This window comes from Bradyrhizobium sp. LA6.1 (assembly GCF_040547805.1).
In the GTDB taxonomy this organism is placed as follows: domain Bacteria; phylum Pseudomonadota; class Alphaproteobacteria; order Rhizobiales; family Xanthobacteraceae; genus Bradyrhizobium; species Bradyrhizobium barranii.
Genome location: NZ_JBEPQK010000001.1, coordinates 413,158 through 440,030 on the forward strand (window position 1 = coordinate 413,158; position 26,873 = coordinate 440,030).

Genomic DNA, 26,873 nt, shown 5'->3' on the forward strand with positions numbered 1-26,873 from the left:
GCAGTGAGATACATTGAAGCCGCGGCGTACTGGATGCCCCGGTCAAGCCGGGGCATGACACCTGTGGTGTTGGGACATCCGTCGTCGTGACGAGGAGAGCGGCACTCTACTTCCCCACCCATTTCGGCGGCCGCTTCTCCGAGAACGCCTTCGGGCCCTCGATGTAATCCTGCGAAGCCACCATCGCCTTCACCGCCGGATATTCGCGCTGCTCCTCGATCGCCTGTTCCAGTGACACGGCGAGCCCCTTCTGGATGGTCTGCTTCGATGCCCGGATCGACATCGGTGAGTTCTTGGTGATCATCTCCGCCCAGCGCAGTGCGCCCGACAGCGCCTCGCCCTGCGGCACCACCTCGTTGACGAAGCCGAGTTCATGGCCCTCCTTGGCGCTGACATGGCGCGCGGTGAGGATCATGCCCATGGCGCGTTTCAGGCCGATCTGGCGCGGCAGGCGGTGCAGGCCGCCGGCAAGTGCGGCGAGGCCGACCCGTGGCTCGGGCAGGGCGAAGGTCGCGTTCTCGGACGCGATGATCAGGTCGCAGGCGAGCGCGATCTCGAAGCCGCCGCCCATGGCGACGCCGTTGACCGCGGCGATGATCGGCTTGTCGCAGTCGAAGCGCGAGGTGAGGCCGGCAAAGCCGCCCTTGTCCCAGCCGCGCTTGCCGCCCGCCGCCTGCCACTTCAGATCGTTGCCGGCGCAGAACGCCTTGTCGCCGGCGCCGGTGACGACCGCGACCCACTGCTCGGGATCGGCGGAGAAGTCGTCGAACACCTTGTTGAGTTCGAAATGCGCATCGATGTGCAGCGCGTTGTAGACCTCGGGCCGCGACAGCGTGATGATCGTGATTGGCCCCTTGCGTTCCACTTTTGAGAATTTCAGATCCATCGCGCGCTCCCGCATTTTCTCGTGAAGGAATATTGGCATCATACTAGCGCGCGTCAGTGCCGCGACACCATCGAATTGCGCGGGCGCGCCTTGCGCCTGTTACACGCCTTGCCTTGCTTGACTTGTGCACGCTCTTCTCACCTTAATCGTGTGAAGCAAAATGCGCCTAGCGCCTTAACGCAAAACATAAAATCAATCCGGGAGAGCACCGTGGATTTCTCATTGCCTGCCGATCTCGTCGCCTATCTCGGAGAGCTCGATCGTTTCATCGAACGCGAGATCAAGCCGCTCGAACAGTCCGACGACAACATCCGCTTCTTCGACCATCGCCGTGAATGGGCGCGCACCGACTTCGACAATGGCGGCCTGCCGCGACATGAGTGGGAGGCGCTGCTGCGCAAGGCCAAGGATCTCGCGGATGCCGCCGGCCATCTGCGCTTCCCGGTGCCGAAGCAATATGGCGGCAAGGACGGCTCCAATCTCTGGATGGCCGTGATCCGCGAGCACTTTGCCGCCAAGGGTCTCGGCCTGCACAACGATCTCCAGAACGAGCACTCCATCGTCGGCAATTTCCCTGTTGTCACCATGCTCGATCGCTATGGCCGCGACGACCAGAAGGCGATGATCGACGGCTCGATCAAGGGCAAGTACCGCATCACCTTTGGCTTGACGGAGCCGCATCACGGCTCGGACGCGACCCACATGGAGACGCGCGCGGTGCCCGCGACCCGCGACAACGTCAAGGGCTGGATCATCAACGGCGAGAAGATGTGGACGACCGGCATGCACGTCGCCACGCATTGCGCGCTGTTCGCGCGCACCTCGGGCAATGACGGCGATGCCCGCGGCATTACCTGCTTCCTGGTGCCGGCCAAGAGCCATGGCGTGAAGGTCGAGGAGTACATGTGGACCTTCAACATGCCGACCGACCATCCCCGCGTCAGCTTTACGGACGTGTTCGTGCCTGAGGATGCGCTGTTCGGCGAAGTCGGGCGCGGCCTATCGCTGGCGCAGTGCTTTGTCCACCAGAACCGCATCCGCCAGGCGGCAAGCTCGCTCGGCGCTGCCGTCTACTGCATCGACGAGAGTGTCAAATACGCGCGCGAGCGAAAACCGTTCGGCAAGGCGCTCGCCGAGAACCAGGCGATCCAGTTCCCGCTGGTCGAGCTCGCCACCCAAGCCGAGATGCTGCGCCTGTTGATCCGCAAGACGGCCTGGGAGATGGACCAGCTCAATGAGGAGCAGATCGAGCGCACGCTCTCCGACCGCGTCTCCATGTGCAACTACTGGGCAAACCGCCTCTGCTGCGAATCCGCCGACCGTGCCATGCAGGTCCACGGCGGCATGGGCTATTCACGCCACAAGCCGTTCGAGCACATCTACCGCCACCACCGCCGCTATCGCATCACGGAGGGCAGCGAGGAGATCCAGATGCGCAAGGTGGCGGGGTTCTTGTTCGGGTATATGGGGCCGGGGAAGCATTGAGCGGTTGCTGCGAAGCATCGCTGCCGTAGGGTGGGCAAAGCGGAGCGTGCCCACCGTTCTTGTTGCAAACGAAGATTGGTGGGCACGGCGCTTCGCGCCTTTGCCCACCCTACGGTACCGCACCAAGCGGTCAGTTCACCCTTCTATCCTTCCCCGCCCAATAAGGCTCGCGCAGCTGCCGCCGCAAAATCTTGCCTGACGGGTTCCTCGGCAGGGCCGGCAAAAACTCCACGCTCTTCGGTGTCTTGAACCCGGCAATGCGTTCGCGGGTGAAGTTGATGATGTCGGTGGCGGTCGCCTGCTTGCCGGGCTTCATCACCACCACGGCCTTCACCGCCTCGCCCCATTTGTCGTCGGGCACGCCGATCACGGCGGCTTCCGCGATATCGGGGTGATCGCACAGCGCGCTCTCGACCTCGGCGGGGTAGATGTTCTCGCCGCCGGAGATGATCATGTCCTTGATGCGGTCGTGGATGTAGAGATAGCCGTCCTCGTCCATGTAGCCGGCGTCGCCCGTGCGCAGCCAGCCATCGCCGCGCAGGGTCGCCGCAGTCGCCTCCGGCAAGTTCCAGTAGCCGGCCATGTTCGAGCCTGAGCGCGTCGCGATCTCGCCGACCTCGCGCGGCGGCAGCGGCTTGCCGTCCGCATCCAGGATCGCGATCTCGACACCCGGCAGCGCCTTGCCGGCCGAGCGCATCCGCTCGAGGCCCTCGACGTGGTCCTCCGGCGGCAGCGCGACGATGGTGCCGGTGGTCTCGGTCATGCCGTACATCTGCACGAAGCCGCATTTGAAGATCTCGATGCATTCCTTCAGCAGCGCCGCCGGAATCGGCGAGGCGCCATACAGCATGTATTTGAGCCGCGAGAAATCGACCGTCTTCGCGCGGGGCTGCCGCACCACGAACTGCATCGCCGCCGGCACCATGAACAGCTTTGTGATGCCCGATTGCTCGAAGAAATCCAAAACCTTGGTCGGATCGAACTCGCGCGCGATCACGCCGCGGGCGCCGTGATAGAGTCCCATCACGCCCCAGCCGGAGCCGCCGATGTGGAAGATCGGCATCGCCACCAGCGACACGTCGTCGGTCGACCACCGGTTCCACTCCGGCTTGTCCTCGGCATCGCCTGTCTGTACCAGGTTGAGGAAGTTCGCATGCGACAGCATCGCGCCTTTCGGCTTGCCTGTCGTGCCCGACGTGTAGAGCTGGATCGCGATGTCCTTCGTGTCGATCGGCACCTTCGGGTCGTCGCCGCTTTGCGCATCGCGCCAGGCCGTAAAATCCTGCCATTCCGGCGCGCCGCCTTCGGTGGTGATGACAGTGCGCACGCTGGGCAACTGGTCCTTGATCTGCGAGACCAGCGTGATGAACTCCGGCCCGACGAACAGCACCGGCGCCTTGCAGTCGCCGACGATGAATGCGACCTCGGGGCCGGCGAGTCGCCAGTTCACCGGCGCCATCACCACGCCGGCTTTCATCGCGCCCATCAGCAGCTCGAAATAGAGGTCGCTGTTCTTGCCGAGATAGGCGATGCGGTCGCCGCGTCTGACGCCCATCGCGATCAACGCGTTGGCGACCTTGTTGGTCTTGACGTCGAACTCGGCAAAGCTGGTGACGCGGCCCTCGAACTCGTAGGCGGTGGCGTTGCCGCGGCTGGTCGCGCGCTCGCGCACCATGTCGGCGAGATTCGCCAATGGCTGTGTGGTGGACATGTCTCTCCCGTGGCGTCTTGTTTTTATGCCTGGGAGTGTGGCGTCATCCGCGGGTGAAGACAAGATGGGAGAGGCCCCGCTGGCGTCCCGGACAAGCGCAGCGAAGCGGAGCGCAGATCCGGGAGCCATAACCACAGGAAGAGGTTTTGCGGAGACTCGGAGTTACCGGTCTCGCGCCAAACTTCTCCCTGGGGTTATGGGTCCCGGGCTCGCGCTATGCGCGCCCCGGGACGACAGCGGTGAGTGCATCACCCCCGCTTGGCCCGATCCTTCTCGTTCTGCGCCATGATGCTCTCGCGCGCGGTTTTCCAGTCGTCGTCGCCCCAGTCGCGGAGCTGGTAGAAATTGCCGCCCATCGCCAACGCCTGCGCGCCGTCCATCGCGATGGTCTCGCCGCTGATCCAGTCGCAGCCGCCGGAGATCAGGAACACCGCGAGGTTCTGCAATTCCTCCATGGTGCCGACGCGGCCCATCGGGTTCATCGCCCTGGTGCGCGCGCCGGCTTCGTCGCCGGGCTTGATGCGCTTGCTCATGCCCTCGGTCGGGATCTCGCCCGGCGCGATGGTGTTGAGGCGGATGCCGTAGCGGCCCCATTCGGTCGCGAGCGACATCGTCATGGCGTGGATCGCCGATTTGCTCATCGCGGACGGCACCACGTAAGGCGAGCCGTTGCGCACCCAGGTCGTGGTGATGGAAACGACATTGCCGGGCTGCTTCAAGGCGATCCAGCGCTTGCCGACCGCATGGGTCACGTAGAACGTGCCGTGCATCACGATGTTGGCGACGGCATCGAAGCCGCGGGGCGAGAGCTCTTCGCTGCGCGAGATGAAATTGCCGGCCGCGTTGTTGATGAGATCGGTGAGGGGAGCGTCACGAAAGATGGTCTCGATCATCTCTTCGACCGCGAGCGCGTTGCGGATGTCGACGCCGTGGCTGGTGACGCGGCCACCATACTCAGCCATCAGCTCGGTCGCGGTCTCGTCGCACACGATCTTGCGCCGGCCGCAGATGTGCACCTCTGCTCCAAGCTGGAGGAAGCGCGCCGCCATCGACTTGCCGAGCCCGGTGCCGCCACCGGTGACAAGGATGTTCCGGCCGGCCAGAAGATTTTCCTTGAACATGGCTGTTTCCTCCGCAGGCATTGTCAGTTAATTGGTCGATTGACTAAATCCGGCCGCCGGCTTCCTGTAAAGCGGCACTGAACAAGAACAGGGGAGAATTCATCCATGGAAGAGCGCGTCTCGATCTCGATCTCGGAAGGCGTCGCCGACGTGCGCCTGGTGCGCGCGGACAAGATGAATGCGCTCGATCAGGCGATGTTCGAAGCCCTTGTTGCCGCAACCGACCGGCTTTCGAAGGAAAAGGGCGTGCGTGTCGTCGTGCTCTCGGGCGAAGGCCGCGCCTTCTGCGCCGGTCTCGACATGGGGCGTTTTGCCGCCATGAAGGAGACAGGCGGCAACGGAATTCCGGGTGGCGAAAATCGCGATCTCACCAAACGTACGCATGGCCAGGCGAACTTTCCGCAACAGGCGGTATGGGGCTGGCGCCAGCTTCCGGTTCCCGTGATCGCGGCCGTGCACGGCGTCGCTTTCGGCGGTGGGTTCCAGCTCTCGCTCGGTGCCGACATGCGCTTTCTCTCACCGGATGCGCGGATGTCGGTGATGGAGATCAAATGGGGCCTCGTGCCCGACATGGCCGGCACGCCGATCCTGGCCTCGCTCGTGCGCGACGACATCCTGCGCGATCTCACCTACACCGGCCGCATCTTCTCCGCACAGGAGGCGATGAGCTACGGCCTCGCGACGCGCATCTGCGACGACCCGCGCGCCACGGCTCTCGAAGTCGCGCGCGAAATCGCCGGCAAGAGCCCCGATGCGATCCGCGCCGCCAAGCGCCTGCTCAACAATCTCTCGGTCGATCCCGGCCCGGCGCTGCTCGCCGAGTCCGTCGAGCAGCAGAAGCTGATCGGCAGTGCGAACCAGACCGAAGCGGTGCGCTCCAATCTGGAGAAGCGTGCGGCGAGCTATGTGGACTGACAGGCTCTCCGTCATGGCCGGGCAGAAGCGCGAAGCGCGTCTTCGCGCTAGAAGTCCCGGCCATCCACGTTCTTGGTCCGAAGCGGCAAGCAAGAACGTGGATCACCGGGACAAGCCCGGTGATGACGACTAACTGACACCGTCGCTAAACAACGAAGAAAAACAAAAATGAGCGAAACGTCCCCATTCCTCGGCATCGTCTCCGGCGAGCGCCGCCGTGCCCACGCCGAAGTCGCCGCCCGCGCGGATCGCATCGCGAGCGGCCTCGCCAAAATCGGCGTCAAGCAGGGCGATTGCGTCTGCATGCTGATGCGCAACGACATCGCCTTCCTCGAAGCCGCCTACGCCGCGATGCGGCTCGGGGCCTATGGCGTGCCGATCAACTGGCACTTCAAGCCGGAGGAGATCAACTACATCCTCGGGGATACCGGCACGTCCGTGCTGATCGGTCATGCCGACATGCTGCACGCCCTGCGCGATGTGATCCCGAAAGGCGTCACCGTGCTCAGCGTGCCGACCCCGCCGGAGATCCTGTCCAACTACAAGATCGATCCCGATCATCTGGTGAAGCCGGACTTCGCGATCGATTTCGAGTCCTGGCTGGCGCAACACCAGCCCTATGACGGCCCGGTCGTGCCGCAGCCCATGAACATGATCTACACCTCGGGGACGACAGGCCATCCCAAGGGCGTGCGGCGCAATGCGCCGACGCCGGATCAGCAGGCCGCAGGCGAGCGCATGCGTGCGATGATCTATGGGCTCAAGCCCGGCGCCCGCGCGATCCTGCCGGGCCCGCTCTATCATTCCGCGCCGAACTCGTTCGGCATCCGCGCCGGCAAGCTCGGCGGCGCGCTGGTGCTGATGCCGCGGTTCGAGGCGGAAGAATTTCTTGAGCTGATCGAACGGTACAAGATCGACACCATCTTCATGGTGCCGACCATGTTCATCCGCCTGATGAAGCTGCCGGAGGTGGTCCGCAGGAAGTACGACGTCTCCTCGCTCCGCCACGTCATCCATGCCGCCGCGCCATGTCCGGCCGACGTCAAACGCGCCATGATCGAATGGTGGGGGCCGGTGATCTACGAGTTCTACGGCTCGACTGAGTCGAGCGCGGTTACTTTCGCGACCTCCGAGGACGCACTGAAGAAGCCTGGCACGGTCGGCAGGATTTCGCCGGGCGCCGAACTGCGTTTCATCGGCGATGACGGCCGCGTGCTGAGCGTGGGCGAGATCGGCGAGATCTATTCTCGCATGGCCGGGATGGCCGACTTCAGCTACCACAACAAGCCGGAGAAGCGCGCCGAGATCGATCGCGACGGTTTCATCACCTCCGGCGACGTCGGCTATATCGACGAGGACGGCTACGTCTTCATCTGCGACCGCAAGCGCGATATGGTGATCTCAGGCGGCGTCAACATCTATCCGGCCGAGATCGAATCCGTGCTGCATGCCGTGCCCGGCGTGCACGATTGCGCCGTGTTCGGCATCCCCGATGCCGAGTTCGGCGAGGCGCTGATGGCCGTGGTCGAGCCGCAACCGGGTGTCACGCTCGATGCGTCCGATGTCCGTGCAAGGCTGAAGACGTCGCTCGCCGATTACAAGGTGCCCAAGCACATCGAGATTCGCAGCGGGCTGCCGCGCGAAGACTCAGGAAAGATCTTCAAGCGCCGCCTGCGCGATCCCTATTGGGAGCAGGCGGGGCGGAAAATTTGAGGGCCTTGTAGCCCGGATGGAGCGAAGCGCAATCCGGGGCGGTGCTCGCGTCAAAAAGACCCCGGATTTCGCTGCGCTCCATCCGGGCTACGAACACAGGAACGAATGATCATGACCGACGCCGCAAACGAAGTGCTCTACGAAGTCGCCGACCACATCGCGGTGATCACGCTGAATGCGCCGGAGCGCATGAACACGATCTCCGGCCCGATGCTGAACGATCTGGCGCGGCTGCTGACCGAGGCCAATGAGGACCGCAACGTCCGGGTCGTGATCTTCACCGGCAAGGGGCGGGCATTCTGCGCCGGCCTCGATTTGCGTCAGGAGCGCGACGGCAATGGCCTCAGTGCCGCGTCGTCGCCGACCACGATCAATCTGCGCAACACGCCGCCGACCGTGCTTCAGGCGATGGACAAGCTGACCATCTGCGCCGTCAACGGCGGCGCCGCCGGTTACGGCATGGACACCGCGCTCGGCTGCGATATCCGCATCATGGCGGAGTCCTCGAAGCTTGCGGCGGCCTTCGTCAAGCGCGGCGTCGTGCCGGAATCCGGCGGCACCTGGCTGCTGCCTCGGATGCTCGGCTGGGCCAAGGCTTCCGAGCTGATCTTCACCGGCCGGACGCTCAGCGCCCGCGAGTGTCTGGAATGGGGCCTCGCCAACGAGGTCGTGCCGGATGCCGACTTGATGGGCCGCGCCCGCGCCATCGCCCGCGAAATCGCAGCCAACGCGCCGCTCGCGGTGCAGGCCTCCAAGCGCATGATGCGGATGGGCCTCAACGAGAACTTCTCCGATCACGTTCACCACGTCTACCTCCAGCTTCTGCCGCTGTTCAAGACACAGGACATGGCCGAGGGCATGAAGGCGTTCATGGAGAAGCGTGAGCCGAAGTTCGAGGGGCGGTAGGCGCCGCCTGATCGCGCACGCTGGAGTAGCAATCAGTAATCGGCTCGGCTAGGTTGACGTTCCCACGCCAACCGCTTGCGATCGCCGATGCCCTCATACCGCGCCAGCTTCTTCGAAGTTCCTCATGCGGCCCTTTACGCGCTGATGACGGTGACCGTCCTGGCGTCGGGATTCTGCTTCATCCAGGCAGGTAGTCCGGCGGCGTCGGCAGAGTTGTTGTATCGCTATGGCGGCATGTATTCGGGCGCAATCGCGCGGCATGAGTACTGGCGCCTGCTCGCCTATGGCTTCCTGCATGTCAACTTCGTCCACCTCACCATGAACATGTTGTGCCTCGTGCTGTGGGGCGGACATCTCGAGCGGCGAGTGGGACCGGCCTATTTCCTCATCATCTATCTCTGCGCGATGGTGTTCGGCGCCGTCATCGGCAATGGCATCCATTCCACGCCCTATTTGACCGTCGGCGCGTCCGGCGCCACGTCGGGCATTTTGGGTGCGCTGCTCTGCCTGTGGATCCTCGGCAAGCTCGACGTCAGGTTCGACTTCTTCGCCATCAACATCGGATTGAACATCGCGTTTGCGCTCGGCAATTCGCGGATCGACTGGGGCGTCCATCTCGGCGGCTTTGCGGCCGGATTGATCGCCTGCGCATTGCTGGACCTCATCGAGAAGGCGAATCCTTACGCGCTTCGTTGCAAATTTCCCGAAGCCGTGAAGGTCAATCTCACTCTGTTGGCCTGTGTTGCTGCTGCGTGGGCTTGGAGCGGTCAGGCCATCGCCGCCGGGATTTCCGGATGGGGCCTGGCCATCGTTGTCGTGATCGCATGCTGTGCGGTCGTGAAGGTGGTTGATCTCGTCCTCTCCATGAAGAAGGGTCTTGCGATCGTCGTGGTCGCCCTGGCTGGAGCGAATGCTGTCACCATCCTGCTGTGCGGTTTGGCTCTGGCATCTTCTTGCAGTCCGCGCTGGCCAACCGGGTCCGTTCCACTCGATAATCTTCTCGTCATATTCTGTCCCAATCCTGTTCTGATCTCGGGGCTGGCCGCGATCGGTGCCGCCGCGGTGACGCTGTGGCTCTGCGCAAGGGAAATTTCGCGCGGGATCGAGGATGTCGGATTTGTCGGCACATCGCTGCGTGCCGAACGCAGCCGGCGTCATGGACTATGACCGCGGAGGTCGTGCTATAAGAGGGCTCATTGACCCCGGATCATCCCAAGGTTCCTAAATCTAATGGCCCCCGTTTCCATTCTGCTCAACGTGATCTGGATTCTCATCGGCGGTGCCTGGATGGCATTCGGCTGGCTGGTGGCTTCTGTCATCATGGCCATTACCATCATCGGCCTTCCCTGGGCGCGGGCGGCGTTCAACATCGCGGTCTACGCCCTGCTGCCGTTCGGCTCGCGCGCGGTCAACCGCGACGAGGTCACCGGTATGGGCGATATCGGCACCGGCCCGCTCGGGGTGATCGGGAACATTATCTGGTTCGTGCTGGCCGGCTGGTGGCTGGCACTCGGCCACGTGCTGACAGCCGTGATCTTCGCCGTCACCATCATCGGCATTCCCTTTGCCTGGGCCCATCTGAAGCTTGCGGGGATCGCGCTCTGGCCGATCGGCAAGGTGATCGTGCCGGCCTAGCCGCAAGGAGTGATCGCCCCTTTCAGTGTGCGCCGCCCCCAACTTCATCTTGCGCTGCGGCAAAAAACTTGCACACTCGGCTGAGCCGGGCAGCGAAGCGAGCTCGAACAAGGAAGCGAGCCATGTCCCTCCAGACCGTGCCACCCGACACCACTGACCATCGCCCTAATCGCCCTGAGGACGCCCAGGCGCTGGAGGCAGATGTGCGGCTGCGTGACGACATCCGCCTGCTCGGGCGCATCCTGGGCGACACGGTGCGCGACCAGGAGGGCGCGGAATTGTTCGACTTGGTCGAGCGCATCCGCCAGACCTCGATCCGGTTCCACCGCGACGAGGACCGGCTTGCCCGCCGCGAGCTCGAGCAGATCCTCGACAGCATGTCGACCTCCGAGACGGTGCGGATTGTCCGCGCCTTCAGCTATTTCTCCCACCTCGCCAACATCGCCGAGGACCAGAACAACATTCGCCAGATGCGCGCCCGCAGTGCCGCCCAGAGCACCGGTTCCGGCGTACTGGCGGAGACGCTGGCCCATGCCAGGGACGCCGGGATCAGCTCCGATGTGCTGCGTAATTTCTTCAAGACCGCGCTGGTCAGCCCGGTCCTGACCGCGCACCCGACCGAGGTCCGTCGCAAGAGCACCATGGATCGCGAGATGGAGGTCGCGGCATTGCTGGACCGCCGCGAGCGTGTGGCGCTGACTGAAGACGAGGCCGCCGCCAGCGACGAACAGCTCCGCCGCGAGGTGCTGACGCTGTGGCAGACCAATCTCTTGCGCCGGACCAAGCTCACCGTGCTCGACGAGGTCGCCAATGGCCTGTCCTTCTACGACTACACCTTCCTGCGCGAGGTACCGCGGCTGGTCAACGTGCTCGAAGACCGGCTGGAGGAGAGCGGCGAGGCGGCTGCAAGCGAGCTCGCCTCGTTCCTGCGCATGGGCAGCTGGATCGGCGGCGACCGCGACGGCAATCCCTTCGTCACCGCCGACGTCATGCGCGGGACGCTGCGGCTGCAGTCGAGCCGGGTGATGCAATTCTATCTCAACGAGCTGCATGTGCTCGGCTCGGAGCTGTCGATCGCAGCGCACCTCGCCGACGTCTCCGAGGAGCTGCGGACGCTGGCGGAACGCTCGCCCGACACCTCGCCGCACCGGAGCGGCGAGCCTTATCGTCTCGCGGTCTCCGGCATCTATGCGCGCCTGACGGCGACGGCCGAAAAGCTCGAGGTCGAGATCACGCGCCGGCCGGTCGGCAAGGGCAGGCCTTACGAGACCGTCAGGGAGCTGCAGGCCGATCTCGACGTGCTGCACCGTTCGCTGATCTCCAACAATGCCCGCGTCATCGCCCGCGGCCGGCTGCGACTGCTGCGGCGCGCGGTGGATTGCTTCGGCTTCCATCTGGCGCGGCTCGACATCCGCCAGAATTCGGCCGTGCACGAACGTACCATCGCCGAGCTGATGGATGCCGCGAACCCCGGCATGTCCTATCTCGCGCTGGGCGAGGACGCGCGCATCTCGCTGCTCACCAATGAATTGCGCAGCACACGCTCGCTGGTCTCGCCATTCGTCAAATACAGCGACGAGACCATGGGTGAGCTCAACGTCTTCCATTCCGCCGCGGAGGCGCATGCGAAGTTTGGCTCGGACGCCATTCCCCAATGCATCATCTCGATGTGCAAGGGCATGTCCGACATGCTCGAAGTGGCCGTGCTGCTCAAGGAGGTCGGCCTCGTCCATCCCTCCGGGCGCAGCGCCATCAACATCGTGCCGCTGTTCGAGACCATCGAGGATTTGCAGGCCTCCAGCGGTATCATGGATCGCATGCTGTCGCTGCACGATTACCGCCGCCTCGTCGACAGCCGCGGCAGCGTACAGGAGGTCATGCTCGGTTATTCCGACTCGAACAAGGATGGCGGCTTCGTCACCTCGGGCTGGGAACTCTACAAGGCCGAGATCGGCCTCGTCGACGTGTTCGAGCGTCACAGCGTGCGCTTGCGCCTGTTCCACGGCCGCGGCGGCTCGGTCGGCCGCGGTGGCGGTCCGAGCTATGACGCCATCATCGCCCAGCCCGGCGGCGCGGTGAACGGGCAGATCCGCATCACCGAGCAGGGCGAGATCATCTCGTCGAAATATTCCAACGCCGAAGTCGGCCGCAACAATCTGGAGATCCTCGCCGCCGCAACGCTGGAGGCGAGCCTGCTGCATCCGCGCCAGAGCGCGCCGCGCCGCGAATATCTCACCGCGATGGACGAGCTTTCAAATTTGGCTTTCAAGGCCTATCGCGGCCTCGTCTACGAGACCGACGGTTTCGTCGATTATTTCTGGGCCTCCACCGTCATCAACGAGATCGCGACGCTGAACATCGGCAGCCGTCCGGCCTCGCGCAAGAAGACCCGCGCGATCGAAGATCTGCGCGCCATTCCCTGGGTGTTCTCCTGGGCGCAGTGCCGCCTGATGCTGCCCGGCTGGTACGGTTTTGGCAGCGCGGTCGAGCAGTGGATCGCGGAGCATCCCGACAAGGGCATGCCGTTCCTGAAAGAGCTCTACAGGGAATGGCCGTTCTTCCGCATGCTGCTGTCGAACATGGACATGGTGCTGGCCAAAAGCTCGATCGCGATCGCCTCGCGCTATGCCGAGCTCGTGCCGGACGAAGCCTTGCGCGAAAAGATCTTCGGCCGCATCCGCCGCGAATGGCATTCCTGCATCGAGACGCTGCTCGACATCATGGGCCAGGACCGGCTCCTCCAGGGCAACCCGCTGCTGGAGCGCTCGGTGCGCCACCGCTTCCCCTATCTCGATCCGCTCAACCACGTGCAGGTCGAGCTACTCAAGGAGCACCGCGCGCAGAACCCGGACGAGCAGGTGTTGCGCGGGATTCAGCTCACCATCAACGGCATCTCGGCAGGGTTGAGGAATACGGGTTAATGGGGCGAGTAGCGAACAGAAGGGCGTGCCGCTGCCGACTATTCGCTACTCACCATTCGCTATTTGTTGATGTTCACGGCTTTAGTGCGCCCTGCACACTGGTGTACACAGCATAGAGCGATGTCGAGCCACAGATATACAGCCTGTTTCGCTGCTGACCGCCGAAGCTCAGATTCGCTACTGTTTCCGGAATATGAATCTTGCCGAGCAGACCGCCCGATGGCGTATAACAGCGCACGCCGTCTTCGTTCGGATCGCCCCAGCCCACCGAACACCAGACCCGTCCTTCGGTGTCACAGCGGACGCCGTCGGTGATGCTTGGCTTTGGCATCTCGGCGAAGACCTTGCTGTTCGACACCTTCCCCGCCGCCACGTCGAGGTCGAACACGCGGATATGCGATGGGTTGTCCGGTCCGTCCGTGAATCCGGTCTCGCAGATGTAGAGCTTCTTCTCGTCGGGCGAGATGGTGATCCCGTTGGGTTCCACAAAATCGTCGATGACGACCTTGACGTCGCCGGTTTTCGGGTCGACGCGGTAGACGTTCTTCTTCTCCTGCTCGGGGTCGGCCTTGATGCCCTCATAGAAGCCACCGATGCCGTAGGCCGGATCGGTGAACCAGATCGCGCCATCGGCGGTGACGACCGCATCGTTCGGCGAGTTCAGTCGCTTGCCATTGAATTTGTCGGCAATGATGGTGATCGAGCCGTCGAGTTCGGTGCGCGTCACACGCCGCCCACTATGCTCGCACGTGATCAGGCGTCCTTCGCGATCGATCGTGTTGCCGTTCGAGTTCATCGAGGGTTGACGGTAGACGCTGGTATGACCGTCATCCTCCGAGAAGCGCATGATGCGATTGTTGGGGATGTCGCTGAACAGCAGATATCGTCCGGCTGCAAAATACACGGGACCTTCGGCCCATCGGAAGCCGGTTGCAACACGCTCAACCGCCATGGTGCCGGCGAAGGCCGGGAAGTCGGCAGGCCCGAACGTTGGCGGCCCCTTCTTCGCGGATTCCAGACGGGAGTCCGGGTAGCGGCTGCCGGGAAGCGGTCCCAAGGGCAACGGGGCCGTCGATATCGTCGGAGTGCCGGTCTGGCCCAATGGCGCGACAGAGGCTGCCAGGGTTGCGTTCATCGTAACGCCGGTCGCGGCTACCGCCGCTGCCGCGCCCTTCAAGAGGGTGCGGCGTCCAAGGCACGGCTCATCAGTACCGGTAGAATTGGTCAGTGATTTTGTCATAGTCGCCTCCCGTTTTTTTGTTGGAAGGAAACCATTCGCCCGCAATCGGGCGTAATGCGGGCGATCTCCGGTCGGACAACCGGAGATCGCAATGCAACAATTGCTGGGAAAACGGCTAGACGGGATCCCAGGGGAAGATGTCGGCCGAACGGTCGAGCTTGTAGAACGAGCCCTTCAGTGCCGGCATGCCGTGTTCCGCGATCGTTTGCGGCGTCCAGCCCTCGCTGCGATGAACCGAGCGCAGCGGGCGGTTCTGGCTGAACAGGAACAGCTCGTTCATGCGTGCGCCGAAGATCTGCCCGGAGACGTCCTTGGCGGCATCGGAGAGCAGATAGGCGCAGATCGGCGCGATCTTCTCCGGTCCCATCTGCTTGATCTTCTCGACGCGCGCCTTCTCAGCTTCGGTCTCGGTCGGAATGGTGCCGATCATGCGGGTCCAGGCAAACGGCGAGACGCAGTTGGAGCGGACGTTGAAGCGGCCCATGTCGAGCGTGATCGACTTCGACAGCCCGATGATGCCGAGCTTGGCCGCGGCGTAGTTGGCTTGGCCAAAATTGCCGATCAGGCCGGAGGTCGAGGTGAAGTGCACGAATGAGCCGCTCTCCTGCTCGCGAAAGATCCGCGCCGCAGCGTGGCTGACGTAGAACGAGCCCATCAGGTGAACCTTGATGACGGCCTCGAACGCTTCCACGCTCATCTTGTGGAAGATCATGTCGCGCAGGATGCCGGCATTGTTGACGACGCCGTCGAGCTTGCCGAAATGATCGGTCGCGGTCTTCACGATCTTGCTGGCGGGGACAGCTTCCGCCACCGACTCGAAATTGGGCACCGCGATGCCGCCGCGCTTCTTGATCTCGTCGACCACCTCCTCGGCAGGCGAAGCGCTGGAACCGGCGCCGTCGGCGGCAACACCGGGGTCGTTGACGACGACCTTGGCGCCCTCCGCCGCGCAGAGCAGCGCGATCTCGCGCCCGATGCCGCGGCCCGCGCCGGTGACGATGATGACCTTGTCTTGCAGTGATTTTGTCATGTGAGTTCTCCGCTAGCCGTTCCAATTTCCGCCGTCATTCCGGGATGCGCCGCAAGGCGCAGGCCCGGAATCCATACTCCCGATCGTGGTTATGGATTCCGGGCTCGTCGCTGACGCGACGCCCCGGAATGACAGTCGTTACCTCTCGTTCGTAAACACGATCGTGCCACTTGCCGCGAACATGCCGCCGACGCCGTGACACACCGAAATCTTCGCGTTCGGCACCTGCGCCGGCGCGATGCCGCGCATCTGGCGCACGCTCTCCTGGAGCGCGTACATGCCGTACATGCCCGAATGCATGTAGGACAGGCCGCCGCCATTGGTGTTGAGCGGCAGCTTGCCGCCGGGCCGCGTGTTGCCGTCGGCGATGAATTGGCCTGTCTCCTCATGCGGCATGAAGCCGAGGTCGCCAAGGCCGAACAGCGGCAGATGCGCAAACGCATCGTAGATCATGAGATGGTCGACATCCCGGTGCGCGATGCCGGCTTCCCTGAACGCCAGCGGGCCGGCGGTCTTGAACGCGCGCGAGGAGTTGAAAGTCTCCATCTGGCTGACCATCGGCGTTTCCACGCTCTCGCCGGTGCCCATGATGTAGACGGGCTTCCTCGGAAAATCCTTGGCGCGGTCGGCCGAGGTCAGGATCAGCGCGCCGCCGCCGTCGGTGACGAGGCAGCACTGAAGCAGGCGGAACGGATAAGCGATCATGCGCGAGTTGAGGACGTCGGCGACCGTGATCGGGTCCTTCATCATCGCGCGCGGATTCTTCGCCGCCCATTCCCGCTGCACCACCGCGACCGAAGCAAGCTGCTCATGGGTGATGCCGTAGGTCTTCATGAAGCGCAGCACGGGGATCGGGAACATGCTGGGCGGGCCGTAGACGCCGAACGGCGCCTCGAATTGGCCGTTGAGGCTGTCCGGCGGCGTCGAGCGCGGCGCCTTTCCGATCATCGACTTGCCGCTCTCGGCATGCGTGATCAGCACGGTCTTGCAGAGACCGGCCTCGATCGCCGCCGCCGCATGGCGAACGTGCAGCATGAACGAGCAGCCGCCGACCGAGGTGCCGTCCACCCAGGTAGGCCTAATGCCGAGGTAATGGCAGACCTGCTGCGGCGTTTCGACCGCGGTGGCAAAGCCGTCGATGTCGGAGAGTTTCAGCCCGGCATCCGCGATGGCGTTGAGCGCCGCATCCGCGTGGAGCTGGAGCTGCGACATATTGGGGATGACACCGAGTTCGGTGGTCTCGGCCGCGCCGACGACGGCAACCTGGTTGCTGCGCATGGCCTATCCCTTCGCCGGACGGAACACGGGGAGGGTGATCTTGTCGTCGAGCGCCTGGAAGGCGACTTCGAGCTTCATGTCGAGCTCGAGCGCCTCCGGCGTCTGCGGACAATCGATGATGTTGCTCATCATCCGCGGTCCTTCGGCGAGCTCGACCACCGCGATCGCATAAGGCGGCGTGAAGCCGGGAGCGGCGGGACGATGATTGATCACGTAACTGTAGAGGAAGCCCTTGCCACTCGCCTTGAAGATGCTGACCTTGCGCGAGGCGCAGGATGGGCAGAACGGACGCGGCGGGAAATAGACATGCGCGCAGGCGTCGCAGCGCTGCAAACGCAATTCGCCCGCTTTCGTGCCGTCCCAGAAATGCTGGGTCTCCGGCGTCGGTTTCGGGCGCGCGCGCTGCGGTTCGGCCATGTCGGAAAACCCTCCCAAAGGCAATTCTTGATAAGGCCTGGGCTTCACGCCTGGCTATTTCGATCTTGATGCGACAATCGACCATCGCGCGTCAACGGTCCAGCAATGCGCATGCATGCCATCATGCGCACAATGCTTGTGTCGAACCGAGGCGGCGCTATAGATTGCGCGCGCAATATTCCGTGAGACAGACATGCCCGATTTTCCGACACTGGCGAAACTCGCCGACGACCTCGAAAGCGGCCGCACGACCTCCCGCAAGCTGGTCGAGGCATGCCTCGCCAGGATCGCCGACCCGGCCGGCGAGGGCCAACGCACATTCATCCACGTCGACAAGGACGCCGCGCTCGCAACCGCGGATGCGATGGACGGCTTGCGCAAGGTCAAGGCGGCGCCGTCGCGCTATGCCGGTATCCCGGTCTCGATCAAGGATCTCTTCGACATCAAGGGCCAGGTCACGCGCGCCGGCTCCCGCGCGCTCGACGATTCTGCGCCGGCCGATCAGGACGCCGCGACGGTGGCGCGGCTGCGCAAGGCCGGCTTCGTCGTGATCGGGCGGACCAACATGACTGAGTTCGCCTATTCCGGCATCGGCATCAATCCGCATTACGGCACGCCGAAGGGCGCCTGGAACCGAGCCGAGGGACACGTGCCCGGCGGCTCGTCCTCGGGCGCCGCGGTGTCCGTGCTCGACGGCATGGCGCATGGCGCGCTCGGCACCGACACCGGCGGCTCCTGCCGGATTCCGGCCGCCTTCAACGGCATCGTCGGCTACAAGCCGACGCAGCGCCGCGTGCCGCTGGACGGCTCCGTGCCGCTGTCCTTCTCGCTCGACAGCATCGGGCCGCTGGCGCGGTCGGTCAGCTGCTGTGCCATTCTCGATGCCGTGCTCGCGAACGAGCCGATCGTCCCGCTGAAGCCGCGGCCGGTAAAGGGCATGCGGCTCGCAGTGCCGACCACGATTGCGCTCGACGATCTCGATGCGGACGTGGCCTCGACGTTCGAGCGCGCGCTCAAGAGCCTCGCCGATCACGGTGCGATCATCGAGCGGATCGAGATGGCCGAATTTCACGACATCGGCCCGATGAACGCCAAGGGCGGCTTTGCGGCGTCCGAAAGCTATGCCTGGCATCGCTACCTCATTACGGCCAAGGGCGACGTCTACGACCCCAGGGTCTCCGTGCGCATCATGCGCGGCGAGGCGCAGAGCGCTGCCGATTACATCGATCTCCTCAACGAGCGCCGCTCGCTGATCGTGCGCGTCAATGCGCGCGTCGCGCCCTATGACGCGCTGGTGCTGCCCACCACCGCCAACACGCCGCCGAAGATTTCCGATCTCGCCGATGACAAGGCGTTCACCAGGGAAAACCTGCGGGCGCTGCGCAATTGCACCCTCATCAACATGATCGACGGCTGCGCCATCTCGCTGCCCGCGCATCGCGAGGGTGACGTTCCTGTCGGCCTGATGCTGGCGGGCGCGGGCGGATCTGACCGTCGTATTTTCGAGCTTGCTGCCGGCATGGAGGCCGTAATTCGTGTTTGACCTGACTTTCACCGTTGACGCCCAGGACACCACCACGCCGCTGACATTGGCGATCGACCAGATGGTCATTGCGGGCTGGACCGGCCGCGATCCCGTCGCGCGCGACAAGCACATCGCCGAGCTGCAAGAGATGGGCATCGCCCCGCCGGCCTCGACGCCGATCTACTACCGCGCCTCGGCGCGCCGGCTGACCCAGGAAGACGGCATCGAATGCTGTGGCGGCGATTCCTCCGGCGAGGTCGAATTCGTGCTGATCGGCTGGCAGGGCCGCATCTTCGTCGGCTGCGGCTCCGACCATACCGACCGCAAGGTCGAGGCCTACAACGTCACGGTCTCCAAGCAGATGTGCGACAAGCCGGTCGCATCCACGCTCTGGGAGCTCGAGGACGTCATCGGTCATTGGGACAGGATGATCCTGCGCTCCTACGCCACCATCAAGGGCGAGCGCGTGCTCTACCAGGAGGGCACGCTGGACGCGATGCTGCCGGTCGCCGACCTCATCGCGCGCGGCTTTGAGGGTGGCAAGTTCCCCGACGGCTGCGCCATGTTCGGCGGCACCTTTGCTGCCAAGGGCGGCATCCGCCCCGCCGATCGCTTCGATTTCGAGCTGGAAGACCCCGTGCTGAAGCGCACGATCAAGCACGGCTACGACGTGACGACGCTGCCGGTGCGGGGCTGAGGCGCCTCCCCACCGTCATTGCGAGCGCAGCGAAGCAATCCAGGCTGGTTCCGCGGAGGCAGTCTGGATTGCTTCGTCGCAAGGGCTCCTCGCAATGACGGGGAGATAATCGGGAATCGGGTGGCGGCGGGCGGATCGATCTTGCGAAAGTCGTAGCTATGACAGCAACAGCACGCAAATCGCCTCAATCGCCTCATAAGTCGGCCGCCGACCTCGCCGCCCATGTCGACACCCTCGACTGGCCGCAGATCACGGCCGAGCTCGACTCCCAGGGCAGCGCCGTCCTGAAGAATCTGCTGGCGCCCGACCTATGCCGCGCCATCGCCGCGCTCTATCCCGATGATGCGGGCTTCCGCAGCCGCATCGTCATGGGCCGCCACGGGTTTGGCCGTGGCGAGTACAAATATTTCTCCTACCCGCTGCCCGATCTGATCGCGGAGCTCCGCCCGGCGCTCTATGCGCATCTTCAGGGCGTTGCCAATCGTTGGAACGAGGCGATGGGGATCGACATCCGTTATCCAGCCGCGCATGCGGCGTTCCTCAAGCGCTGCCACGAGGCAGGCCAGGCGCGGCCGACGCCGCTGCTGCTGCAGTACGAGACCGGCGATTTCAACTGCCTGCACCAGGATCTCTATGGCGAGCACGTGTTTCCGCTCCAGGTCGCGATCCTCTTGTCCGAGCCGGGACGCGATTTCACCGGCGGTGAGTTCGTGCTGACCGAGCAGCGCCCGCGCATGCAGTCGCGTGCCGAGGTCGTGCCGCTGATGCAGGGCGATGCGGTCGCTTTCGCCGTGCATCACCGCCCGGTGCAGGGGACACGCGGGACTTACCGCGTTAATCTCCGCCATGGCGTCAGCCGGATCAGGTCCGGCCAGCGCCACACGCTGGGTGTGATCTTCCATGATGCCAAATGAGCGTTGCGATTGACGGGTGATCTGTTCGACACCGCCGCCGAGGCACAGCCGTCGCGCGAGGAGATCGCCGACGGTGCCGTCTTGCTGCGCGGGTTCGTCAGGCCGATCGAGAGCGAGTTGATCGCCGCCGTGCGCGCGATCGTGACACAGTCGCCGTTCCGCCGCATGACCACGCCCGGCGGCCACCTGATGTCGGTGGCGATGACCAATTGCGGCGAGCGCGGCTGGATCACCGATCACACCGGCTATCGCTATGATCCCATCGATCCGCGAACCGGCGCGCCATGGCCCCAGATGCCGACGGTGCTTCGCGACCTGGCCCGAGGCGCGGCGGAGCAGGGCGGGTTCACCGGCTTTGCGCCCGACGCCTGCCTCGTCAATCGCTACGAGCCCGGCACGCGGCTGTCGCTGCATCAGGACAAGGACGAGCTGGACTATTCGGCGCCGATCGTCTCGGTCTCGCTTGGGCTGCCCGCGACCTTCCTGTTCGGCGGCCTGGCGCGCAGCGACAAGCCACGCCGCTTCCGGCTTGTCCATGGCGACGTGGTCGTCTGGGGCGGAGCTAGCAGGCTCGCCTATCACGGCGTCGCGCCGCTCGCCGATGGCGAGCACGCGCTGCTGGGAAGGAAGCGGATCAATTTGACCTTCCGCCGGACGCGCTGACGCTTCTCGTCATTCCGGGATGCGCCGTAAGGCGCAGGCCCGGAATCCATACTGCCGATCGTGGTTATGGATTCTCAGATGCGCAATCGCGCATCATAGCTCGCGCTACGCGCGCCCCGGAATGACAACAACTACGGCTTCGGCGGATGAATAAACGCCCAGGGGCTGACTTCCGAATCCCGCGTCACCTCGATCGAAATCAGATATGGCCCGCCATGGGCCAGCGCCTTTTCCATCGCCGCCTTGAACTGGTCCGGCGCGGTGACGCGCGCAGCAGCCACACCAAAGGACTCCGCGAGCTTGACGAAATCCGGATTGACCAGATCGGACGCCACCACGCGGCCGTTAAAGCGCTCGCGCTGGTCGCGGCGGACATTGCCATAGGCGTTGTTGTTGAACACCAGCGTCACCACGCCGATGTTGAACTGCACGGCGGTGGCAAGCTCCTGCACGCCGAACATGAAGCCGCCGTCGCCGGTGATCGCGACCACCGGCTTGTCGGGATTGGCCACCTTGGCCCCGAGCGCGGTGGGGAAGCCCGAGCCGAGCGTGCCCTGATAGCCTGACGTGATGAAGGTGCGCGGCTCGTAGATCGGAAAGCCGTACCAGGAGGCGAAGCCGAACTGCGATAATTCATCGGTGACGATCGCGTTCGCCGGCAGCACCTCGCGCAGGATGTTGAGATACGCCATCTGCGGCTGGATGCTCTGGATCTCCGCCAGCGCGGCCGCGGTGGCCTCGCGGATCGCGGCGCGGCGGCCGGCGGTCTTGCCGTAGCCGGCCTTGCTGACCGCTTGGATCAGATCGGCGGTCGCGGTCTTGGCATCGGCGACGATGGCGGTGTCGGAGATGAAGCGCCGCATCTCGACGGGATCGATGTCGATGCGGATGCTCTTCAACCCGTCGGGCCGATACGGCCAGCGCGACATGGTCGGCAGCTCCAGCCGCGAGCCGATGCCGATCATGAGATCGGTCTTCGGCCACAGCTTGTAGGCGGCCGCCATCGTGAGCCCCAGCTCATGCGCGTTGGAGACGATGCCGCGCCCGCTGCGGAAGGCGACGACGGGTGCATCGATCATCTCGGCGAGCTCGAGGATTTCGTCGCGCGCCTCGATCGCGCCGCTGCCGACGAAGATCATCGGCGCCTTGCTGCTCCTGATCACCGCGGCCGCCTGCGTGATCAGATCAGGGTCGGGCAATGGCGCGGGCAGCGGCTCCAGCACCTTTGCGGCACAGGTGTCCGCGCGCTGGGTGAAGACGTCCCAGGGCATCTCGACCGAGGCAGGGCCGCGCCGCCCGGACGTCATTTCCTGGAAGGCGCGCGACACGGTGGTCGGCGCGTTGCCGGGCGTTTCAATCCGATCCGCCCATTTCACATAGGTGCGCAAGGTGGCGAGCTGATCCGGCATCTCGTGCAGATGGCCGCGGCCCTTGCCCAGAAACTGCGTCGGCACCTGGCCGGTGACGCACAGCACCGGCTCGTTGCAGCCGTAGGCGGTCAGCAGCGCCGCACTCGCGTTGAGCACGCCGGGGCCGGGCACCACGCTGAACACACCGGGCTTGCCGCTGGAGCGCGCATAGCCGAACGCCATGTAGCCGCAGGCTTGCTCGTGCCGCGCGCCGATCACCTTGAGCTGGGCCTGGTGGAAGGCGTCGAACAGACCGTAGACCTGCGCGCCGGGCAGGCCGAACACGGTGTCGACGCCGTGGGCGACAAGGCCGCTTACGATCGCTTCGCCGCCGGTGAGGGTGGTCATTGTACTATTCCATTTCGATTGTTGTCAGGCTTCTTCGATTGTTGTCAGGCTTCGTCGACGACGCCATTCCGTAGCATGCCGATGCCTTCGGCTTCGACCTCGATGACATCGCCGGGCGTCAGATAGCGCGGCGGATCGAACCGCGCACCGGCACCGGTCGGCGTGCCCGTCACAATGATGTCACCGGGGACCAGCGTCGCGAAGGTCGAGATATAGCTGATGAGATAGCGGAACGGGAACATCAGCCGGCTGGTGCGGTCGTCCTGCCGGAGCTCGCCGTTGACATGCGTGGTGAGCCTGATGTCGGCGATCTGCGCTTCCCTGGTGTATGGCACCAGCCACGGGCCGAGGCTGCCGCTGGAATCAAAATTCTTGCCCTGCGTGACGTTGAACTTGGCGTGGCGAAGCCAGTCGCGCACCGAGCCTTCGTTGCAGAGCGTGAGCGCTGCGATGTGGTCGAGCGCGGCGCTTTCCGCGATGTGCCGGCCCGCCTTGCCGATGACAAGCACGATCTCGCCTTCGTAGTCGAGCTGCGCTGACGCGCGCGGGCGCACCAAAGGCGTGTCGTGGCCGACGAAGGAGCGAGGCGAGCGCATGAACATGCTCGGATATTTCGGCGCCTCCTGGCCGTCCTTGTACTCGGCATTGCGGTCGGGATAGTTGACGCCGATGCAGATGATCTTTTCCGGTGCGGGCACCGGCGGCAGCCAGGTGATGTCGCCGAGCGCGTGGTCTGGCGTCAGGCTGGCGGCCTCCTCGGCAAGGCTCACGAGCTTTCCGGCGGCGATCACTTCGCGCAGCGTCGGATAGTCTTTTGCGTGGCGTGCTGAGAGATCGACGATGCCGCCCTCAAGGACGGCGCCGTACTTGGTTTCATCCTTGACGGAATAGGTGGCGAGGCGAGGGAGCTTCATTGGTGACTCTTCACTTCCTGTCGTCCCGGCGAACGCCGGGACCCATACCGCGGAATCTATCGATTGGATGAGGTAGGAGTACCGAACAACGGGTCTTCGCCAAACTCCTCCCTGTGGTTATGGGTCCCTGCTCCCGTGCGCAATTGCGCACTAGGCAGGGACGACGAAGAGAGAGGCTTTGCCTGTCATCGGCATTAATCCGCCACGAGCACGTCGGCGACGAACTTCGGCTCACGCACGGCTTGCCCGCTAAACGGCGAGCCCTGCTCGAACCAGGACCGCGGCGCCGGCGCGCCCCACAGCGTCTGGCGGCGCGGATCGCGCAGCGACCAGCGCAGCGGCTCGTGGTCGTGATCGCCGGTGAAGTAGTCGCTGGTGTAGAGTTCGAGACGGTGCCCGTCGGGGTCGCGCACGTAGAGGAAGAACGCATTCGAGATGCCGTGGCGTCCCGGGCCGCGCTCGATGTTCTTGACGAAGCCTTGCGAGGCCATGACGTCGCAGAGATGGATGATGTTCATCGCCGTCGGCGTCCAATAGGCGAAGTGGTGCAGGCGAGGGCCCTTGCCGTTGGTGATGGCGAAGTCGTGGACATTGCCCTTGCGATGCATCCAGGCAGCCGCAATGCGCCCGTTCGGTCCGTCCTCCTCGGCGTATTCGGTGAGACGGAAGCCGAGCCGGGCATAGAAGTCGACGGTGTCCTGCACCTCGGCGGCGAAGACGTTGAAATGATCGAGCCGCTGCGGATGGCATCCCCTGTAGAGATCGTAGCGGCGAAGCAGATGCGGGCGGCGGTCCATCGACGCGTACAGCTCGATCTGGAAGCCGAAGGGGTCGGTGAATTGCAGCGTGCGGCCCTGGAAGGGCTGGTCGACGAAGGCGTAAGAGAGACCGTTCTCCGAAAGGAAGGAGGCGGCCTTGTCGAGGTCTTTGTCGTTGCCGACCTTGAAGCCGAGCCGGGCGCAGGCGGGTACCGCCGCCTTGCGCAACACCAGCGAGTGATGCTGGTGCTCCTCGGCTGCGCGCAGATAGACGACCTTGTCGTCGGCATCCTCGACATGCAGCCCGACGGTGGTCTCGTAGAACGCGCGGCTGAGCTTCAGGTCGGTCACGTCGAGCACGACGTGGCTGGAGCGGATGATGTTGAACGGCGGTTCGAAGATGTGTTGCGGTACGGGCATCGGCGTTTCCCCTCGGCTCGACGAGCGTCAGATTCCCAATTTCTGAATCTTGTGCGTGCCCCGCGCCAGCGAGACGTGCTTGGTTTCCATATAGAAATCGAACGAGTAGTCGCCGCCGTCGCGGCCGATGCCCGAGGCCTTCATGCCGCCGAACGGCGTCGGCAGATGGCGAACGTTTTCCGAGTTGAGCCAGATCATGCCGGCCTCCAGCGCGTCGGCGACACGTAGCGCGCGGCCGACGTCGTTGGTCCAGACATAGCCGGTGAGGCCGTAGCGGATGTCGTTGGCGATCTCGATCGCATCGGCTTCGTCACGGAAAGGCAGCACGGTGAGGAAGGGGCCGAACACCTCCTCCTGCGCCACGCGCATCTTGCCGTTCGCGCCGGTCACCAAGGTCGGCTCGACATAATGCCCGCCGCCGGGGCCGTCATAGGTCTTGCCGCCGACGGCGATCACAGCACCATCCTGCCGCGCGACGTCGAAATAGGAGCAGACTTTTGCGAGGTGCCGCTCGTGGATCAGCGGCCCGATCTCGGTGGCGGGATCGAGCGGATGGCCGACCTTGAGTGCCTTCACGCGCGCGGTCAGCTTCTCAATGAATGTCTCGGCAATGTTCTGCTGGATCAGCAGGCGGCTCGACGACGTGCAGCGCTCGCCGTTGAGCGAGTAGATCATGAACACGACGGCATCGAGGGCGCGGTCGAGATCGGCGTCGTCGAACACGATCACCGGGTTCTTGCCGCCGAGCTCGAAATGCACGCGCTTCAAGGTCGGCGCGCCCTGAACCATGATCGCCGAGCCCGTCGCGCTCTCGCCGACGAAGCCGATCGCCTTGATCGCGGGATGCTCGGTCAGGGCCTTGCCGGCCTCCTCGCCAAAACCGTGCACGGTGTTGAGCACGCCGTCGGGAACGCCGGCTTCCTTGACGAGCCTTGCCAGAATGGCGGCCGTCACCGGTGACCATTCGGCCGGCTTGTGCACGACGGTGCAGCCCGCCGCCAGCGCCGGGGCAATCTTCCAGGTCGAGAGCATGAACGGCGTGTTCCACGGCGTGATCACGCCGACCGGGCCGATCGGCACGCGGGTCGAGACGTTCCAGTGCTCATCGCTCGGCGTGTTCTGGCCATCGCGCGCCTCGGCGCATTTGTCCGCGAAGAAGCGAAAATTCTCGGCGGCGCGGATCGCGGCCTTGGCCATGAAGCGATAGGCCTGGCCGGTGTCGATGCATTCGAGCACGGCGATGTCGTCGGCATTGTCCTCGATCGCATCGGCGACCCGGTGCAGCAGCTTCTTCCGCATCGCCGGCCCCTTGTCGCGCCAGGACTTGAAGGCCAGCGCAGCGGCGGTGGCTGCGGCGTCGATGTCCTCGGCGTTGCCGCGCGCGACGCTCGCAAGCGTGGCGCCATCGACCGGCGACTTGGTCTCGAATGTCTCGCCGGAGATCGAGGGGACTATCTTGCCGTCGATCATGTGGCCGATGCCGTCGGCCCGCAGCGTCTTCAGCAGCGGCGCCGCGCGGTCGCGATTGGCCTGGAACACATCGGCTTTCGGCGTGGGCTTATCCATGGGCAGCCTTCACTTTCAGGGCGTCGTGGATGTTGTTGCGCTTCCAGCTCGTATCCTTGTCGTTGATCTGCATGTCGAACGACAGGGCGAACTTGCTGGCGGCGAAGATGGGATCGAGATGTTTTGAAAGCGCCTGGAAGACGTGCTCGCCGGCTTTCTGACGCGTGGGAAGGTCGCGGCCTTCGCCGATGCGCAGGACCATGTCGAGAAAGCTGTAGTCCTGCCGCGCGTCCGCGATCGCATAGTGCTCGCACCTGACCGCGCGGACGCGGATGCCGCCGAGCGGGAAGATGCCGGTCTCGACCGCCGCCTTCCGCACCACCTCGCAGACGGCGCCGATGTCGAGGCGGCCGTCGAGATTGGCCGAATATTCGATGGTGAAATGCGGCATCGCGGTTTCA

The 26,873-nt window shown here is 64.4% G+C and carries 23 protein-coding genes; 11 read left to right on the plus strand and 12 right to left on the minus strand.

Annotated features, from left to right (window positions below; all coding sequences use genetic code 11):
* Positions 1-106: 106 nt before the first annotated feature.
* Complete coding sequence (locus ABIB99_RS01885; RefSeq protein WP_166351187.1) at positions 107-886, minus strand: enoyl-CoA hydratase-related protein; 780 nt, start codon at positions 884-886, stop codon at positions 107-109.
* 210 nt (positions 887-1,096) lie between these two features.
* Here ABIB99_RS01885 and ABIB99_RS01890 point away from each other — a divergent pair, with 210 nt between their 5' ends.
* A complete protein-coding gene (locus tag ABIB99_RS01890; protein WP_354174630.1) occupies positions 1,097-2,371 on the plus strand; it encodes an acyl-CoA dehydrogenase family protein in 1,275 nt (424 codons plus the stop codon).
* A 130-nt stretch (positions 2,372-2,501) separates the two neighbouring features.
* On the opposite strand, the gene ABIB99_RS01895 is transcribed toward ABIB99_RS01890, so the two are convergent.
* Together ABIB99_RS01895 and ABIB99_RS01900 are read right to left on the minus strand one after the other, a co-directional pair.
* Entirely contained in the window at positions 2,502-4,082 is a 1,581-nt protein-coding gene (locus tag ABIB99_RS01895; RefSeq protein ID WP_354174632.1) for a fatty acid--CoA ligase, read from the minus strand.
* Positions 4,083-4,330: 248 nt separating this feature from the next.
* On the minus strand, positions 4,331-5,203 hold the full coding sequence (locus ABIB99_RS01900) for an SDR family oxidoreductase (protein ID WP_354174634.1): 873 nt from the start codon (positions 5,201-5,203) through the stop codon (positions 4,331-4,333).
* A 105-nt stretch (positions 5,204-5,308) separates the two neighbouring features.
* Between ABIB99_RS01900 and ABIB99_RS01905 the strand changes: the two genes are divergently transcribed.
* From ABIB99_RS01905 to ppc, 6 genes are all read left to right on the plus strand, one after another.
* On the plus strand, positions 5,309-6,118 hold the full coding sequence (locus tag ABIB99_RS01905) for a crotonase/enoyl-CoA hydratase family protein (protein ID WP_354174636.1): 810 nt from the start codon (positions 5,309-5,311) through the stop codon (positions 6,116-6,118).
* Positions 6,119-6,286: 168 nt separating this feature from the next.
* Positions 6,287-7,831, plus strand: coding sequence for an acyl-CoA synthetase (locus tag ABIB99_RS01910; protein ID WP_354174638.1), 1,545 nt, complete (start codon positions 6,287-6,289; stop codon positions 7,829-7,831).
* A 111-nt stretch (positions 7,832-7,942) separates the two neighbouring features.
* On the plus strand, positions 7,943-8,737 hold the full coding sequence (locus ABIB99_RS01915; protein ID WP_354174640.1) for an enoyl-CoA hydratase/isomerase family protein: 795 nt from the start codon (positions 7,943-7,945) through the stop codon (positions 8,735-8,737).
* Positions 8,738-8,824: 87 nt separating this feature from the next.
* Positions 8,825-9,904: a rhomboid family intramembrane serine protease gene (locus ABIB99_RS01920; RefSeq protein WP_354174642.1), complete on the plus strand. Its 1,080-nt coding sequence runs from the start codon at positions 8,825-8,827 to the stop codon at positions 9,902-9,904.
* Positions 9,905-9,967: 63 nt separating this feature from the next.
* Positions 9,968-10,372: a YccF domain-containing protein gene (locus tag ABIB99_RS01925; protein ID WP_071915736.1), complete on the plus strand. Its 405-nt coding sequence runs from the start codon at positions 9,968-9,970 to the stop codon at positions 10,370-10,372.
* Positions 10,373-10,494: 122 nt separating this feature from the next.
* The gene (ppc, locus tag ABIB99_RS01930; protein ID WP_063984676.1) at positions 10,495-13,293 is read left to right on the plus strand and encodes a phosphoenolpyruvate carboxylase; all 2,799 of its coding nucleotides are present in this window, start codon (positions 10,495-10,497) and stop codon (positions 13,291-13,293) included.
* Between the two features lie 73 nt (positions 13,294-13,366).
* On the opposite strand, the gene ABIB99_RS01935 is transcribed toward ppc, so the two are convergent.
* The 4 genes from ABIB99_RS01935 to ABIB99_RS01950 all read right to left on the minus strand — a co-directional run bounded on the left by ABIB99_RS01935 (position 13,367) and on the right by ABIB99_RS01950 (position 17,258).
* Entirely contained in the window at positions 13,367-14,533 is a 1,167-nt protein-coding gene (locus tag ABIB99_RS01935; RefSeq protein WP_063984675.1) for an SMP-30/gluconolactonase/LRE family protein, read from the minus strand.
* A gap of 115 nt (positions 14,534-14,648) precedes the next feature.
* Entirely contained in the window at positions 14,649-15,563 is a 915-nt protein-coding gene (locus tag ABIB99_RS01940; protein ID WP_354174646.1) for an SDR family NAD(P)-dependent oxidoreductase, read from the minus strand.
* A gap of 138 nt (positions 15,564-15,701) precedes the next feature.
* A complete protein-coding gene (locus ABIB99_RS01945) occupies positions 15,702-16,841 on the minus strand; it encodes a thiolase C-terminal domain-containing protein (RefSeq protein WP_354174648.1) in 1,140 nt (379 codons plus the stop codon).
* A 3-nt stretch (positions 16,842-16,844) separates the two neighbouring features.
* Positions 16,845-17,258, minus strand: coding sequence for a Zn-ribbon domain-containing OB-fold protein (locus tag ABIB99_RS01950; RefSeq protein ID WP_038957112.1), 414 nt, complete (start codon positions 17,256-17,258; stop codon positions 16,845-16,847).
* Between the two features lie 193 nt (positions 17,259-17,451).
* Between ABIB99_RS01950 and ABIB99_RS01955 the strand changes: the two genes are divergently transcribed.
* The 4 genes from ABIB99_RS01955 to alkB all read left to right on the plus strand — a co-directional run bounded on the left by ABIB99_RS01955 (position 17,452) and on the right by alkB (position 21,057).
* Positions 17,452-18,801 (plus strand): amidase, encoded by a 1,350-nt coding sequence (locus ABIB99_RS01955; protein WP_063984673.1) that lies wholly within the window; start codon positions 17,452-17,454, stop codon positions 18,799-18,801.
* Complete coding sequence (locus ABIB99_RS01960; RefSeq protein WP_063984672.1) at positions 18,794-19,480, plus strand: DUF2848 domain-containing protein; 687 nt, start codon at positions 18,794-18,796, stop codon at positions 19,478-19,480. Before ABIB99_RS01955 ends, ABIB99_RS01960 begins: the two co-directional genes overlap by 8 nt.
* A gap of 158 nt (positions 19,481-19,638) precedes the next feature.
* Complete coding sequence (locus ABIB99_RS01965) at positions 19,639-20,394, plus strand: 2OG-Fe(II) oxygenase (protein WP_063984671.1); 756 nt, start codon at positions 19,639-19,641, stop codon at positions 20,392-20,394.
* 9 nt (positions 20,395-20,403) lie between these two features.
* Complete coding sequence (gene alkB / locus ABIB99_RS01970) at positions 20,404-21,057, plus strand: DNA oxidative demethylase AlkB (RefSeq protein WP_063984670.1); 654 nt, start codon at positions 20,404-20,406, stop codon at positions 21,055-21,057.
* Positions 21,058-21,188: 131 nt separating this feature from the next.
* Here alkB and ABIB99_RS01975 read toward each other — a convergent pair whose 3' ends face one another.
* From ABIB99_RS01975 to ABIB99_RS01995, 5 genes are all read right to left on the minus strand, one after another.
* Positions 21,189-22,814: a thiamine pyrophosphate-dependent enzyme gene (locus ABIB99_RS01975; RefSeq protein WP_063984669.1), complete on the minus strand. Its 1,626-nt coding sequence runs from the start codon at positions 22,812-22,814 to the stop codon at positions 21,189-21,191.
* A 44-nt stretch (positions 22,815-22,858) separates the two neighbouring features.
* Positions 22,859-23,728: a fumarylacetoacetate hydrolase family protein gene (locus ABIB99_RS01980; RefSeq protein WP_354174652.1), complete on the minus strand. Its 870-nt coding sequence runs from the start codon at positions 23,726-23,728 to the stop codon at positions 22,859-22,861.
* Positions 23,729-23,922: 194 nt separating this feature from the next.
* On the minus strand, positions 23,923-24,906 hold the full coding sequence (gene hpaD / locus ABIB99_RS01985) for a 3,4-dihydroxyphenylacetate 2,3-dioxygenase (protein WP_063984667.1): 984 nt from the start codon (positions 24,904-24,906) through the stop codon (positions 23,923-23,925).
* Between the two features lie 27 nt (positions 24,907-24,933).
* Positions 24,934-26,472, minus strand: coding sequence for a 5-carboxymethyl-2-hydroxymuconate semialdehyde dehydrogenase (gene hpaE, locus ABIB99_RS01990; protein ID WP_354174654.1), 1,539 nt, complete (start codon positions 26,470-26,472; stop codon positions 24,934-24,936).
* Positions 26,465-26,863, minus strand: a complete 399-nt coding sequence (locus tag ABIB99_RS01995; protein ID WP_354174656.1) for a 5-carboxymethyl-2-hydroxymuconate Delta-isomerase — start codon at positions 26,861-26,863, stop codon at positions 26,465-26,467. The genes hpaE and ABIB99_RS01995 overlap by 8 nt, the downstream gene beginning before the upstream one ends.
* Between the last annotated feature and the right edge of the window lie 10 nt (positions 26,864-26,873).

What these genes read in the sequence shown, in the direction of transcription:
- ABIB99_RS01885 (WP_166351187.1), bottom strand. Translation starts at nt 886, where the DNA reads ATGGATCTGAAATTCTCAAAAGTGGAACGCAAGGGGCCAATCACGATC.
- ABIB99_RS01895 (WP_354174632.1), bottom strand. Translation starts at nt 4,082, where the DNA reads ATGTCCACCACACAGCCATTGGCGAATCTCGCCGACATGGTGCGCGAG.
- ABIB99_RS01900 (WP_354174634.1), bottom strand. Translation starts at nt 5,203, where the DNA reads ATGTTCAAGGAAAATCTTCTGGCCGGCCGGAACATCCTTGTCACCGGT.
- ABIB99_RS01905 (WP_354174636.1), top strand. Translation starts at nt 5,309, where the DNA reads ATGGAAGAGCGCGTCTCGATCTCGATCTCGGAAGGCGTCGCCGACGTG.
- ABIB99_RS01910 (WP_354174638.1), top strand. Translation starts at nt 6,287, where the DNA reads ATGAGCGAAACGTCCCCATTCCTCGGCATCGTCTCCGGCGAGCGCCGC.
- ABIB99_RS01915 (WP_354174640.1), top strand. Translation starts at nt 7,943, where the DNA reads ATGACCGACGCCGCAAACGAAGTGCTCTACGAAGTCGCCGACCACATC.
- ABIB99_RS01920 (WP_354174642.1), top strand. Translation starts at nt 8,825, where the DNA reads ATGCCCTCATACCGCGCCAGCTTCTTCGAAGTTCCTCATGCGGCCCTT.
- ABIB99_RS01925 (WP_071915736.1), top strand. Translation starts at nt 9,968, where the DNA reads ATGGCCCCCGTTTCCATTCTGCTCAACGTGATCTGGATTCTCATCGGC.
- ppc (WP_063984676.1), top strand. Translation starts at nt 10,495, where the DNA reads ATGTCCCTCCAGACCGTGCCACCCGACACCACTGACCATCGCCCTAAT.
- ABIB99_RS01935 (WP_063984675.1), bottom strand. Translation starts at nt 14,533, where the DNA reads ATGACAAAATCACTGACCAATTCTACCGGTACTGATGAGCCGTGCCTT.
- ABIB99_RS01940 (WP_354174646.1), bottom strand. Translation starts at nt 15,563, where the DNA reads ATGACAAAATCACTGCAAGACAAGGTCATCATCGTCACCGGCGCGGGC.
- ABIB99_RS01945 (WP_354174648.1), bottom strand. Translation starts at nt 16,841, where the DNA reads ATGCGCAGCAACCAGGTTGCCGTCGTCGGCGCGGCCGAGACCACCGAA.
- ABIB99_RS01950 (WP_038957112.1), bottom strand. Translation starts at nt 17,258, where the DNA reads ATGGCCGAACCGCAGCGCGCGCGCCCGAAACCGACGCCGGAGACCCAG.
- ABIB99_RS01955 (WP_063984673.1), top strand. Translation starts at nt 17,452, where the DNA reads ATGCCCGATTTTCCGACACTGGCGAAACTCGCCGACGACCTCGAAAGC.
- ABIB99_RS01965 (WP_063984671.1), top strand. Translation starts at nt 19,639, where the DNA reads ATGACAGCAACAGCACGCAAATCGCCTCAATCGCCTCATAAGTCGGCC.
- ABIB99_RS01975 (WP_063984669.1), bottom strand. Translation starts at nt 22,814, where the DNA reads ATGACCACCCTCACCGGCGGCGAAGCGATCGTAAGCGGCCTTGTCGCC.
- ABIB99_RS01980 (WP_354174652.1), bottom strand. Translation starts at nt 23,728, where the DNA reads ATGAAGCTCCCTCGCCTCGCCACCTATTCCGTCAAGGATGAAACCAAG.
- hpaD (WP_063984667.1), bottom strand. Translation starts at nt 24,906, where the DNA reads ATGCCCGTACCGCAACACATCTTCGAACCGCCGTTCAACATCATCCGC.
- hpaE (WP_354174654.1), bottom strand. Translation starts at nt 26,472, where the DNA reads ATGGATAAGCCCACGCCGAAAGCCGATGTGTTCCAGGCCAATCGCGAC.
- ABIB99_RS01995 (WP_354174656.1), bottom strand. Translation starts at nt 26,863, where the DNA reads ATGCCGCATTTCACCATCGAATATTCGGCCAATCTCGACGGCCGCCTC.